The sequence below is a fragment of the Roseicyclus marinus genome (assembly GCF_036322625.1).
In the GTDB taxonomy this organism is placed as follows: Bacteria; Pseudomonadota; Alphaproteobacteria; order Rhodobacterales; family Rhodobacteraceae; genus Roseicyclus; species Roseicyclus marinus_A.
The window spans coordinates 2,187,429-2,199,554 of sequence record NZ_AP027266.1; the positions used below are offsets into that span (position 1 = coordinate 2,187,429).

At 66.6% G+C, this 12,126-nt stretch carries 10 protein-coding genes; 1 reads left to right on the forward strand and 9 read right to left on the reverse strand.

Translation table 11 applies throughout. From position 1 onward, the window contains the following. Positions 1 to 150 precede the first annotated feature (150 nt). The 6 genes from AABA51_RS10430 to AABA51_RS10455 all read right to left on the reverse strand — a co-directional run bounded on the left by AABA51_RS10430 (position 151) and on the right by AABA51_RS10455 (position 7,843). Positions 151 to 2,694: a putative PEP-binding protein gene (locus AABA51_RS10430; protein ID WP_338271744.1), complete on the reverse strand. Its 2,544-nt coding sequence runs from the start codon at positions 2,692 to 2,694 to the stop codon at positions 151 to 153. A gap of 99 nt (positions 2,695 to 2,793) precedes the next feature. Continuing rightward, positions 2,794 to 5,007, reverse strand: a complete 2,214-nt coding sequence (gene glyS, locus AABA51_RS10435; RefSeq protein WP_338271745.1) for a glycine--tRNA ligase subunit beta — start codon at positions 5,005 to 5,007, stop codon at positions 2,794 to 2,796. Between the two features lie 4 nt (positions 5,008 to 5,011). Beyond that, complete coding sequence (locus AABA51_RS10440; RefSeq protein ID WP_338271746.1) at positions 5,012 to 5,704, reverse strand: FkbM family methyltransferase; 693 nt, start codon at positions 5,702 to 5,704, stop codon at positions 5,012 to 5,014. A 3-nt stretch (positions 5,705 to 5,707) separates the two neighbouring features. Beyond that, positions 5,708 to 6,172 carry a DUF6446 family protein gene (locus AABA51_RS10445; RefSeq protein ID WP_338271747.1) on the reverse strand — a complete coding sequence of 155 codons (465 nt, stop codon included), beginning with the start codon at positions 6,170 to 6,172 and terminating at the stop codon, positions 5,708 to 5,710. A 4-nt stretch (positions 6,173 to 6,176) separates the two neighbouring features. Next, positions 6,177 to 6,908 (reverse strand): FkbM family methyltransferase, encoded by a 732-nt coding sequence (locus AABA51_RS10450; RefSeq protein WP_338271748.1) that lies wholly within the window; start codon positions 6,906 to 6,908, stop codon positions 6,177 to 6,179. After that, the gene (locus AABA51_RS10455; protein ID WP_338271749.1) at positions 6,905 to 7,843 is read right to left on the reverse strand and encodes a glycine--tRNA ligase subunit alpha; all 939 of its coding nucleotides are present in this window, start codon (positions 7,841 to 7,843) and stop codon (positions 6,905 to 6,907) included. Before AABA51_RS10455 ends, AABA51_RS10450 begins: the two co-directional genes overlap by 4 nt. A gap of 226 nt (positions 7,844 to 8,069) precedes the next feature. On the opposite strand from AABA51_RS10455, the gene AABA51_RS10460 reads away from it, so the two are divergent. After that, entirely contained in the window at positions 8,070 to 9,875 is a 1,806-nt protein-coding gene (locus tag AABA51_RS10460; protein ID WP_338271750.1) for a serine protease, read from the forward strand. A 129-nt stretch (positions 9,876 to 10,004) separates the two neighbouring features. Here AABA51_RS10460 and AABA51_RS10465 read toward each other — a convergent pair whose 3' ends face one another. The 3 genes from AABA51_RS10465 to AABA51_RS10475 all read right to left on the reverse strand — a co-directional run bounded on the left by AABA51_RS10465 (position 10,005) and on the right by AABA51_RS10475 (position 11,984). Continuing rightward, entirely contained in the window at positions 10,005 to 10,559 is a 555-nt protein-coding gene (locus AABA51_RS10465) for a fasciclin domain-containing protein (protein ID WP_338271751.1), read from the reverse strand. Positions 10,560 to 10,692: 133 nt separating this feature from the next. Next, positions 10,693 to 11,445 (reverse strand): anti-sigma factor, encoded by a 753-nt coding sequence (locus AABA51_RS10470; RefSeq protein ID WP_338271752.1) that lies wholly within the window; start codon positions 11,443 to 11,445, stop codon positions 10,693 to 10,695. After that, positions 11,442 to 11,984: a sigma-70 family RNA polymerase sigma factor gene (locus AABA51_RS10475; protein ID WP_338271754.1), complete on the reverse strand. Its 543-nt coding sequence runs from the start codon at positions 11,982 to 11,984 to the stop codon at positions 11,442 to 11,444. Before AABA51_RS10475 ends, AABA51_RS10470 begins: the two co-directional genes overlap by 4 nt. Positions 11,985 to 12,126: the final 142 nt, after the last annotated feature.

Consider the following 12,126-nt stretch of genomic DNA (forward strand, 5'->3'; position numbering starts at 1 on the left):
TCTTACGCCCCGTGCCGACCTGCTCGAGCCTTGGTCGCGAATCGGGTTTTACCCCCAGATGACGGAAGGGCAAAATCGGCACCGGGTCTTGCGCCCGGGCCGGGGATGGGGACTAGAAATTGATGTATCGCCAGATCTTCGGACTGGTTCTTAAACCGATACCTTAGGATCGACGGGCAAGTTCTTGTCCTGAATGGACAACTGCGCCGCTGCCAATTTGGCCACCGGAACCCGGAACGGCGAGCAGGAGACGTAATCGAACCCTGCCTTACGGCTGAAGGCGATGGCCGAGGGCTGGCCCGCATGTTCGCCGCAGATCGAGATGATCAGGTCCGGGCGCGCGCGCCTGCCCCGATCCGCGCCAAGATGCATCAATTCGCCCACCCCGTCGACATCAAGCTGGGTAAAGGGGTCTTCGGGAAAGACACCCTGTTGCACATAAGCCGACATGAACCGCCCCGCATCGTCGCGCGACAGGCCATAGGTCATCTGGGTCAGGTCGTTGGTGCCGAAGGACAGGAAGGCGGAATGTTCCGCGATCTCGCCCGCCCTGAGGGCCGCGCGCGGCGTTTCGACCATGACGCCGAGGCGATAGGTGAAATCCTGCCCGGTCTTGGACCGGACCTCGGCGGCGATGGCATCGACGCGTCCCTTGACCAGTTCCACCTCGCGCCGGGCCGAGACGAGCGGGATCATGATCTCGGGCACGACAGGCGCGCCCTTGCGCGAGGCCTTGATCGTCGCCTCGAAAATGGCGCGCGCTTGCATTTCGTAAATCTCGGGCACGGTCACGCCCAGTCTTACACCCCGCATGCCCAGCATCGGGTTGAATTCCTGCAAGCTCTCGATCCGGGACTGGACGCGGGACACGGGCAGGTCCAGCGCTTCGGCCAGCGCGCGGATGCCGTCGCGGTCGCCGGGCAGGAATTCGTGCAGCGGCGGGTCGAACAGGCGGATCGTGACCGGCTGGCCCTGCATCATCTGGAACAATTCGATGAAATCGGCGCGCTGCATGGGCAACAGCCGGTCGAGTGCCGCCGCCCGGTCGGAGGGGTTCTCGGCAAAGATCATCTCGCGCATCACGGTCAGGCGGGCGGGATCGAAGAACATGTGTTCGGTCCGGCAGAGCCCGATCCCGTCGACGCCGAACCGCTGCGCCATGGCCGCATCTTCGGGCGTGTCGGCATTGGCGCGGATGCCGATGTCGCGGGCGGCATCGGCCCAATCCATCAGCGTGGCAAAGGCCCCGCCGAGTGCGGGTTCGACCATCTCCGCCGCCCCGGCCAGCACATCGCCGGTGGAGCCGTCCACGGTGATCACGTCGCCTTCGTGGAAGATCTTGCGGCCCGGCACGGTCAGCGTCTTCTTGCGGCTGTCGAGCATCAGGCGCGTGGCCCCGGTGACGCAAGGCAGGCCAAGGCCGCGCGCGATCACGGCGGCGTGGCTGGTCATGCCGCCCCGTTCGGTCAGAACGGCCTGGGCCGCATGCATGCCCCGGATATCCTCGGGCGAGGTTTCGCGGCGCACAAGGATACAGGGCTCGCCCTGTGCGGCCATGGCCTGGGCCGCGCTGGCGGAAAAGACGATCTTGCCGGTCGCGGCCCCGGGCGAGGCGGCGATGCCACGGGTCAGCACGTCGCGCGCGGCGATGGGGCTGACCTGGCGGTGGAGGAGCTGGTTGAGCGTGAAGGGCGGGATGCGCAACAGCGCCTCGTCCGTCGTGATGATCCCGTCTTCGGCCAGGGCCACGGCGACCGCGACCTCGGCCCGGCCCGAGCGGGGGCATCTCACGGCGTCGAGGATCGAGAGATGGCCGTTCATCAGCGTGAATTCGATCTGCATTTCCTCGCGCAGGCGTTGGCGCATCAGCGCGCCTGCGGATTTCAGCGCCGCCACCTGTTCGGGGGCCACATCCTCGAGCGATTTGCCGCGTTTGTCCGAGACGATGAATTGCGCGTCGGTTTCGGACAGGGCGGCGCGGCCCTGGGCCTGCGGCAGCCAGCGGCCCGTCACCTGCGCCTCCCCGGTTTCGGGAGAGGCGAATTGCACCACGCCCGATCCCGACAGCCCCTGCCCGATGCCAAGCGCCATTTCCTGCACCACAAGGCCAAGACCGGCATCCGCCGGCGCGCCCTGTGCCTGTCGGAGCAGGCGGGCGGTTGTCCCCTCCCACGCCCGGGCCATGGATTTCAGAACCTCGGCCAGTTGCTCGCAGGGGTCCTGGGGAAAGGGTTCGTCCATCTCGGCCTCGAAGGCGGATTTGGCGAGGCGGGGGGTGATCGGCCCTTCGAAAGGATCGGCATCAAGGCGCAGCACATCGACCGCATAGGCGCGGATGAAGCTGACATAGAGCGCATCGGCCGCCGATTGACCGTGGGTCGCGGCCAGTTCCGTGGCCTTTTCGTCGTTCATCCCGATGTTCAGGATCGTCCCCGGCCCGCCCCAATCGGGCATCTGCGAGGAGGAGCGCACGGACAAAAGCGCGCCCTGGCCAAAGACATCCAGAAGCGCGCGGATATCGGGCATCCGCCCGCCCGCGATGGCGCGCACCGTCTCGAAGCGCAGTGCTACGGTTTTCGGCACGGGCAGGTCGAGCCGCACCAGCCGTTGCAGGCATTTCGCGCGGTTGCCATGGGTCGAGGTGCGGACCTCGGCCGTGGGGGTGATCTCGGTGAAATCGGGCGTGCTCAGCATCTGGGACCTTTGTGCATCCGCAGCAATAGATACAACCCAAGGGCGAAGTGTCCAGAGAAACGGCACGTCGCCCCGCTATCTGCCCGATTTTGCGGCGTTTCAGCCCTCCAGCCGGGACAGATCGGCCACCGCGCCGCAGGTTTCCACGATCCGGTAGAGCAGGTTCAGGCGGTTGCGCCGCACGACCTGGTTGTCGGAATTGACCTGAACGGCGGTGAAAAACGCGTCGATAGGGGCGCGCAAGGACGCCATATGGGTCATGGCAGCGGCGAAATCCTCGGCCTCGAGCGCGGGTTTGATCGCGGCCTGTGCCGTGGCCAATGCCTCGAAGAGCGCGCGTTCCTCGTCCGTTTCGGCGAATTTCGGATCGGCCCCGTAGCGGTATTCGACGCCGTCCTTTTCCTCGGCCTGGGTCAGGATATTGGCCGCGCGGCGGTAGCCCTGGACAAGGTTTTCGCCATCGGGCGTGGCGAGGAAGGCGGCAAGCGCGCGGGCGCGGGCGACGACGAGGAAAAGGTCGTCGGCGGGCGGTTTGGCCAGCGCCGCGTCGATGATGTCATGGCGGATGCCCTCGTCGCGGAGATGGACCTTGAGGCGGTCGTGGAAGAAGGCGATGAGGTCATCCGACTTATTCATTGTCTCGCTAAAGTAGTGCCCCAGGGATTCCTTAAATTTCTCAAGATTCTCTGATTTATATGCTTCGAGGAGATTTTCCGCACGCTGATCACGAAGCGACTCGAGAGCTTCCATTTCTCGCCCGAGTGGCTGCCCGGCGTTAATGGCAATTCTGCGGATGATCGGATTGCCAAAGCGCCCTTTTAGGTCGATCCGAACCCCATTCTCCAGCACCATCCGCACGACACCCAGCGCCGCCCGGCGAAGAGCATAGGGGTCCTTCGACCCCGTGGGCTTCTCGTCAATCGCCCAGAAGCCCGTCAGCGTGTCGATCTTGTCGGCCAGCGCCACGGCGAGAGACACGGGGGCTGTCGGCACCTCATCCCCCTGCCCCATCGGTTTCCAATGGTCGCGGGCCGCATCGGCAACTTCCGCCGCGCGTCCGGCGGCGAGCGCATAGTAGCGGCCCATCACGCCCTGCAATTCGGGGAATTCCCCCACCATTTCCGAGCGCAGATCGGCCTTGGCGATCCGGGCGGCTTCCTCCGCCTGATCCGCATCCGCGCCAACGAGGGGCGCGATCTCGCGCGCCAAGGCGGCGATGCGGTCGATCCGCGCGGCCTGCGAGCCGAGTTTCGCGTGGAAGGTGACCGATGCCAGCCCGTCAAGCCACTCGCCCATCCCCGCCTTGGCCACCCGCAGATCGTTTTCCCAGAAAAACGCCGCATCCGACAGCCGGGCCGAGAGAACCTTTTGATTGCCCGCAAGGATCGTCGCGCCCTGATCGGCGGTTTCGCGGTTGGCGACCGTGATGAAGCTCTCGATCCGGCCCGTTTTCGGATTGCGGACGGAAAAGAATTTCTGGTGCTCGCGCATGGAGGTTTGCAGCACCTCGGGCGGCAGGTCGAGGAAGCGATCCTCGATCTGTCCCATCAGCACCACGGGCCATTCGACCAGCCCCGCCACCTCGGCCAGGAGCCCTGCATCGGGCACCAGTTCGAGCCCCGCGGAAAAGGCCATCTGTTCGGCCTCGTGCAGGATATGGGCGGCACGGTCGGCAGAGGACAGGATCACATGGGCGCGTTTGAGCTTGGCCTCGTAATCGGCAAATCCCGTGACGGTGAAGCGGCCGGGTGCCATGAAGCGATGCCCCTCGGTCGTGTTGCCGGCGGTGATGCCGTCGACCTCGAACGGCACGATCTCGGACCCGGTTTCAGAGGACAAGATGCACAGGATCGATTGCAGCGGCCGCACCCAGCGCAAGGAGCCCGCGCCCCAGCGCATGGATTTGGGCCATGGGAAATCGCGGATCACGCGGGTCACCACCTCGGCGATGATCTCGGGCGCGGCGCGGCCCGGTTTCTCGATCACGGCGACATAGACCTCACCCTTTTTCTCGGACCGGGTCTGCAGCTGGTCGCGGGTCAGGCCCGCACCGCGCAGGAATCCCTCGATCGCCTGTTCGGGCGCATCGGTGCGGGGGCCGCGCCGTTCCTCGCGCGTGGTGGGGCTGTGGGCGGTCAGACCCTCGATGGTCAGCGTCAGGCGGCGCGGCGTGACGAAAGCCCCGGCACCGGCATAGGTCAGCCCGGCCTCGACCAGACCGTCTGTCACGAGCCGCTTGAGGTCATCGGCGGCACGGGCCTGCATGCGGGCGGGGATTTCCTCGGAGAAGAGTTCGAGGAGAAGATCGGGCATGGTCTCAGATCCAGTCGAGGTTGACGCGGGTGACAGGGTATTCTGCGGCGATGGTTTCGCGCAGGGCGGCAAAGCGGGGGCGCAGGTCGCGGAATTTCATCTCGTGGGTTTCGGCCACGGTGAGGCCGACCAGATCGAACAGCCGATGGGCCTGCATATGTTCCAGAAGCTCAAGCTCCGCCCCCTCGATATCCATCTTGAGAAAGGCGATGCGGCCCGATTTGGCGGCCAGATCGCGGATCATGTCGGGCAGTGCGATCATGGCGACCTCGATGGTGGCATCTTTCGCCTCGTCGATGTTGCGCCCGCCCGGGATGACGGTCGATTTCACCGAACCGCCCATCGGGTTGTCGTCGAAATTGGCGGCGCGCATCAGGCGGACATTGCCCGAGGTCACGCCCACGGCGACATTGTGGAGCGTCACATTGGGCCTGTCCCCGACGCGGGCGGACAATTGCGCAAAGGCGAAAGGGTCGGGCTCGAAGGCATGAACGGTGGCCCCCGTCTCGGCCAAGGGACCGGTGACCGCCCCCACATTCGCGCCGCAATCAAGGACCACGTCGCCGGGTCGCAGCATCGACAGGATGCCCTGCAACAGGCCACGGGCGAATTGCGCGCGCTCGTTGCGCTGCGCGCGGCGCTTGAGCTTGTCATGGGCGGCTTTCAGCGCCTCGAACTCGGCCTGCAGCTCTGCCATGCCCTAGCCCTCCAACCGGCCGTTCCACTGGTGCCAGACATAGGCGCGGCCATCGGGAAAGACGGCGATGACGCGGTCGGCACCGGGGCGCACCTCGGTCTGGGCAAGAACGGCCTGCGCCGCACCGCTGGCGAGCGCGTCCCCGATGGCGGCGGCATCGAAACAGCCGAACCAATCGGGCGCGATGAGCGGCACGGCCTCGGCCACGGGCGGAGCCGCTGCCACGAGACGCGCCGCCGTTTCGGGGTCAAGCGTCAGGCAGGCGCGGAACCGCAGCGGCGAGGTGTCGGCGTCGATCGCCTCTGCCGTCAGGGGGCGCAGGGTTTCCAAGGTGCCGTCGGCAAAGGTCACCTCCAGCGTCTGGAGCCTGACGGGCTCGTAATAGGCGCGCGTCTGGAAATACCATTGCACCGCCCCGAAGATGGCGGTGATGCCCAGAATGGCGATGCCGATGATCTTGCCGTTCATCGTCTCATCCCCAGTTCAGGTTCACGTAGCCCGGCGCGTCCGTCCGGGCCCAAAGGGTCAGCGCGCGCACATCGGCATAGGTGGCGGGGTCGAGCCGTTCATGGGTTTCGACGAAAACCGCCAGCCCATCATGGAAACACCCCGCCGCGCGCATCGCTGCCAGAACGGCCAGTTCCGCCCCTTCGATATCCATCTTGATCAGTCGGGGCGGCTTGGTCAGGCCGGCAAGGATCGCGCGAATGTCGCGGGTTTCGACCTCGTGGGCGATATGGCCCGCGACGGCATAGCGGCCATGGGCGATGCTGGCAGCCTTGGACGCGCTGCGCGGCCTTTCGGCAAAGGAGGCGGGCAGGATCAGGGTGGTGGTTCCGTCACGATCGCTGACGGCGGCCTGATGCAGATGGACATTCGCCTGCCCGGCAAAACGCTCGGCCAGAAGGGCAAAGGTCGCGGGCTCGGGTTCGAAGGCATGAACCTCTGCCCCGGTCGCGGCGAGCTTGGCCGTCATGTCACCGACATTGGCCCCGAGATCGAGCGCGATGTCGCCCGGCCCGAGTGCCGCCGCAAGCGCATCGAACCTTTCTTCGGCCCGCGCCATCAGGCGGCGCTTGAGCTTGCGAAAGCAGATCGCACCAAGCGCCATGGGCAGATCGCTGCCAGCCGCAAACAGCCCCTCCACCGGCCCGATCGGCCAGAGGTCGTGTCGCGCGAAATGGGCCAGCGGCGCGGTCGTCATGCCTGCGCGGCCTCTTCCGGCACCCAGCCGCCTGCGCGGGTCTGGACGAAGGCATCGGCGCAGAGCTTGGCCAGCGTGCGGACGCGGCCGATATAGGCCTGCCGTTCGGTGACCGAGATGACCCCGCGTGCATCGAGCAGGTTGAAGAGATGGCTGGCCTTGATGCACTGGTCATAGGCCGGATGGACCATGATGATGCGCTTGCCGGTCTTGGGATCCTCCGCCCCCGCATCGAGCAGGCGGCGGCACTCGGCCTCGGCATCCTCGAAATGGCGCAGCAGGTTCTCGGTGCTGGCGGCATCGAAATTGTGGCGGGAATATTCCTCTTCGGTCTGGCGGAAGATGTCGCCGTATTTCAGCGGGATGGGAGCGGCGGGGTCGTTGAAGGGCATGTCCATCACGTGATCGATGCCCAGCACATACATGGCAAGCCGTTCCAACCCGTAGGTCAATTCGCCCGAAACCGGGTGGCAGTCATGGCCGCCCACCTGCTGGAAATAGGTGAATTGCGACACTTCCATGCCGTCGCACCAGACTTCCCAGCCCAGACCCCATGCGCCCAAGGTCGGGCTTTCCCAATCATCCTCGACAAAGCGGATGTCATGGAGCGCCATGTCGATCCCGATGGCCTGAAGCGAGCCGAGATACAGCTCCTGCAGGTTCGGGGGCGAGGGTTTGATGATGACCTGGTACTGGTAGTAATGCTGCAGCCGGTTGGGGTTTTCCCCGTAGCGCCCGTCGGTCGGGCGGCGCGAGGGTTGGACATAGGCCGCAGCCCAGGCCTGCGTGCCCAGGGATCGCAGCGTGGTCGCGGGGTGAAAGGTGCCTGCCCCCACTTCCATGTCATAGGGTTGCAGGATCGCGCAGCCCTTTGCGGCCCAATAGGCCTGCAGGCGCAGGATGATGTCCTGGAAACTCCGGGGGGTGTCTGACATGGGCGGCACCGGTCTTTCTGGGCGTTGTTGCGCTGGGGATTGCGGCCTGAGGCCGGGTCTCTCTAGTGTCACAGGTCGTGACGGTCAACGCGCAGCCTGCACCGGGCGACTTGCAGTCGAGGGTTTTTATGGTGCATTCCGACATGGCTTTGATAACTTTCGACGCGGCGGTATCTGCGCCATGGGCGCTGTCGGGCAAACGATTGACGCAGGGAATTTGAGCAAGATGCAACTGAACGGAATTCGTCGACTTCTGGCGCTGATGTTGGCCGCGACCCTTTTCGCGGCCCTGTTGGCCCCGCAGGCGGCGCGCGCCCAGCAAGGCGTCTTCATCCAGATCGAAAGCCACGCGGCCCTGACCGAGGCCGAGGCCCGCGCGCGCGCCTATGCCCAGCAGGTGCCAAACGTGAATGCCTTCAGGGCCACCACCGGGCTTTATGCCGTGGCGCTTGGCCCCTACACGCCGCAGGATGCGGAGGCCCTGTTGCGCCAGCTTCTGGCGCAAGGGGCGGTGCCGCGCGACAGTTTCGTCGTGACCGGCCAACCCTATGTCACGCAGGTCTATCCCGTGGGCGTCGATGCCTTGGCCACCGGGCCGGGGGCCGCGCCGCAGACAGGCGCCAGCGCGCCGAGCATCGAACAGAGCGTTCTTCCGGCCACAGGCGCCACGGATGCCACGATAGCCCCGCCCGTCATCCCGGAACCCGAGGAGACGCTGCAACAAGCCCGCCAGAGCGAGGCGCAGCTTGACCGCGCGGGCCGCGACGCGTTGCAGATCGCACTGCAATGGTTCGGCTTTTACAATTCCACCATCGACGGGGCCTTTGGTCCCGGCACCCGCAACGCGATGTCGAACTGGCAGAGCGCGCGCGGCTTCGAGCCGACGGGCGTCCTGACGACGCGTCAACGCGCGCAGCTGCTCGACGAATATGGCAGCGAGCTTGCCGCGCTGGGGATGGAACCCGTGCGCGACGACCGGGCCGGCATCCAGATCGACCTGCCGCTCGCGATGGTGCGGTTCCAGGATTACAATTTCCCCTTCGCCCGCTTTGCGCCCGTGGACGACAGCGGCGTTCAGGTCCTGTTGATAAGCCAGCCGGGCGACCGCAGCACGCTGTTTGGTCTTTACGAGATCATGCAGACGCTCGAGATCGTGCCGCTCGAGGGGGAACGCCAGCGCCAGGGCGACCGCTTCCTGCTGACCGGGCAATCCGACACGTTGCGCAGCCATACCGAGGCACGGCTCACGGGTGGCGCGGTCAAGGGGTTCACGCTGGTCTGGCCGCCCGAACGCGATGCCGAAATCGCCCGCGTCCTGCCGATGATGCAGCAAAGCTTCACCGCGCTGGACGGCGTGCTCGATCCCGGCGCGATCCCCGAGGGGCAGGAAGCCGATATCGACACCGTATCGGGGCTGGAGGTGCGCAGGCCCATTCGCGTGCGCTCGGGCTTTTACGTGGATGCGCAGGGCAGCGTCCTGACCACGACCGATGCCATCCCCGCGCAATGCACGCAGGTTCTGATCGATGACGCCTACGAGGCCGACATCGTCTATCGCGACGATGCGCTTGGGCTGGCCGTGCTGCGGCCGCGTCAGCGCCTTGCCCCCATCGCCTTTGCCGAGATCGCCGCAGCACCGGGACGGCCGCGCGACGAGGTGGCGGCTGCGGGCTTCCCCTTTGACGGGGCGCTGGGAACGGCGTCGATGGTGTTCGGCACGCTCGCCGATCTTCAGGGGATCGCGGGGGAAACGACGATCCAGCGGCTTGCGCTCGACACCTCGGACAGCGAGGCGGGCGGGCCTGTCTTCGACCAGACCGGATCGGTCTTGGGGATGGTTCTTCCGGGGCTCGACGGGGCACGCGCCCTGCCCGCGGAGGTGACGCTTGCCCTGCGCGCGGACCAGTTGACGGATGTCTTTGCCGCCGCCGGTCTCCGGCCCACCTTGTCGAGCCGCACCACTGCGATGGGGCGCGAGCGGCTGGCGCGGCTGGGCGCGGACATGACGGTGACGGTCACCTGCTGGAACTGAGGCCTGCTGACGCGGGCACGGATAGCACCGCGCCGCCAGGCTCAGAGATCGGCCAGCCCCGGGGTTTGGCACATGACGGGGCTGGCCTGACGCCACGGGCCGGGGCGCGACCCGTGGCGATGGGTGAGCTCAGTTCGCGTCGGGCAAAAGCACCGTGTCGATCACGTGGATCACGCCGTTGGATTGATCCACATCGGCCTGCGTGACCGTGGCCATCCGGCCCTGTTCGTCCTCGATCATCACACGGCCATTGACCATGCGCGCGGTAAAGGTGCAGCCGCCCACGGTTTCGATCGGATGGGCACCGCCCGATGCGCGGATCATGCCGACGATATCGGTCGAAAATGCCTCGGCCCCCACGACATGGCAGGTCAGGATCTCGACCAGCCGGTCGCGGTTGCGCGGCTCGAGAAGCGCTGCGACCTGATCCTGCGGCAGGGCGGCAAAGGCATCGTTGACCGGCGCAAAGACGGTGAAGGGCCCCGCGCTTTGCAGCGTCTCGACAAGTCCCGCGGCCTGAACGGCGGCGACAAGCGTGGTGTGATCTGCCGAATTCACGGCGTTTTCGACGATGTTGCGCTCGGGGAACATCGGGGCGCCCCCGACCATGGGCACGGTCTGGGCAAAGGCCGCGCCTGCGATCAACGTGGCGGTCAGGGTGGCTGCAAGTGTCGTCTTGGTCATGTCGTCTCTCCATCTGTTGGTCGTCGGCCACCGCCCGGGATCGGGGGTGGCGATGACCAAACCACGAAGAGAAGCGGCAATGGGTTTCAGACGGATCGAACCTTGGGCGTTCACGCTTGCGTGACCCGGTGCCTCAGAGCGCAACCAGCCGCCCCAGCGCAAGGATCGCGCCCGTGGGTTGCCCCGTCGGCGATCCGCCGGGGGGCTCGTCCGAGATGGCAAGCGCCGCGCCTGCTCCGAACAGCCCCGAAACCTCGGGCGGGGGCATCAGCGTGGTCAGCGGCGCCTCGCCCAGAAGGCCAAGGGAAATCGGCGGCGTGGCCTCGTCCAGCACCAGCCAGACCTCTTGCGCGCGGTCTTGGGTCGGGCCGCCCGCGACGCGGAGCAATTGCAGCGCGCCATTCGGCTCTCGCGTCACGGCCAGCCCCAGACCCGATCCGTCCAGCGGCAGGATATGCGTCATCAGGATCGTGCCGGGCGGGATGCCCGCTGCCTCCTCCGCGCCCGCGTCGGTTGGCGGCGTATCGGGTCGCTCGATCACGGGCAGGACGGCAAATCCCACGGCCACGGCGGCGATTGCACCGCTCAGGGCACTCACCCCGCGCCAGAAGGCCACCCGGTCCCACAGGGGCACAGGGGCGTTTGCGGGCAAAATCCGGGCCATCACGGCCGCTTCCAGCCCCGGCGGCGGGGCCACGGGCGCGACCTCTGCCTCGGCCATGGTGGCGAAATGCGCCTGCCAAGCCGCGACCGCGCGGGCAAGCGCCGGATCGCGCGCGAGACGCGCCTCGAAGGCCGCGCGCTCGGCCCCGTCGAGCAGCCCAAGCGCGTATTCCGCGGCAAGGGCCTCGTCCTCGGGCATCTGGTCTTCGGGCCGCCCGGTCATCGCGACAGGCACTCCTTCAGGCTCAAGAGGCTGCGGCGCAGCCATGTCTTCATCGTGTTGAGCGGCACACCGTGCAGCTCGGCCAGATCCTTGTAGGACTGGCCTTCGAGATAGGCACCCCGGACCGCATCGGCGCGGTCGGCGGGCAATTCGTCAAGACAGGCCGCGATCCGGCGCGCCTCGCCCGCCGCGATGGCGCTTTGCTCGGGCGTGGGGCCGGGCGCGGCCATGGGGGCCACGGCGTCCAGATCGGCGGTCGGCGGACCCTCTGCGCGCAGCCGGTCGATGGCATGGTTGCGCGCCACGGTGATCAGCCAGGTCATCGGGCTGTGGCCGGTCACCCGGTAGCGGTCGGCGCGGTTCCAGATCTTGACATATACCTCCTGCAACGCCTCTTCGGCCTTGGCCCGGTCCACCAAGACACGCAGGCAGATGCCAAAGAGTTTCGCGGATGTGGCGCGATAGAGCTCGGAAAAGGCCGCCGTGTCGCGCAAGGAGATACGGGCCAGAAGCGTTTCGAGATGATCGCGGTCAGACATGGCCGCAGGCTGCGCATTCCATGGCTCGGTGATAGCGTGTGCCCCCCAAGCTTGGCCAGCCCGGTTTTTGCCCCTTCCCCTTGCGGCCCCCGGCGATATGTTGCATCCCCGAGACAACGCCCACATCCCAGCAAATCCCGAG

Coding starts and splice junctions, on each gene's coding strand:
- AABA51_RS10455 (WP_338271749.1), bottom strand. CDS start 7,843: ATGTCAGACACCCCCCGGAGTTTCCAGGACATCATCCTGCGCCTGCAG.
- AABA51_RS10470 (WP_338271752.1), bottom strand. CDS start 11,445: ATGACCGGGCGGCCCGAAGACCAGATGCCCGAGGACGAGGCCCTTGCC.
- AABA51_RS10430 (WP_338271744.1), bottom strand. CDS start 2,694: ATGCTGAGCACGCCCGATTTCACCGAGATCACCCCCACGGCCGAGGTC.
- AABA51_RS10450 (WP_338271748.1), bottom strand. CDS start 6,908: ATGACGACCGCGCCGCTGGCCCATTTCGCGCGACACGACCTCTGGCCG.
- AABA51_RS10445 (WP_338271747.1), bottom strand. CDS start 6,172: ATGAACGGCAAGATCATCGGCATCGCCATTCTGGGCATCACCGCCATC.
- glyS (WP_338271745.1), bottom strand. CDS start 5,007: ATGCCCGATCTTCTCCTCGAACTCTTCTCCGAGGAAATCCCCGCCCGC.
- AABA51_RS10460 (WP_338271750.1), top strand. CDS start 8,070: ATGCAACTGAACGGAATTCGTCGACTTCTGGCGCTGATGTTGGCCGCG.
- AABA51_RS10475 (WP_338271754.1), bottom strand. CDS start 11,984: ATGTCTGACCGCGATCATCTCGAAACGCTTCTGGCCCGTATCTCCTTG.
- AABA51_RS10440 (WP_338271746.1), bottom strand. CDS start 5,704: ATGGCAGAGCTGCAGGCCGAGTTCGAGGCGCTGAAAGCCGCCCATGAC.
- AABA51_RS10465 (WP_338271751.1), bottom strand. CDS start 10,559: ATGACCAAGACGACACTTGCAGCCACCCTGACCGCCACGTTGATCGCA.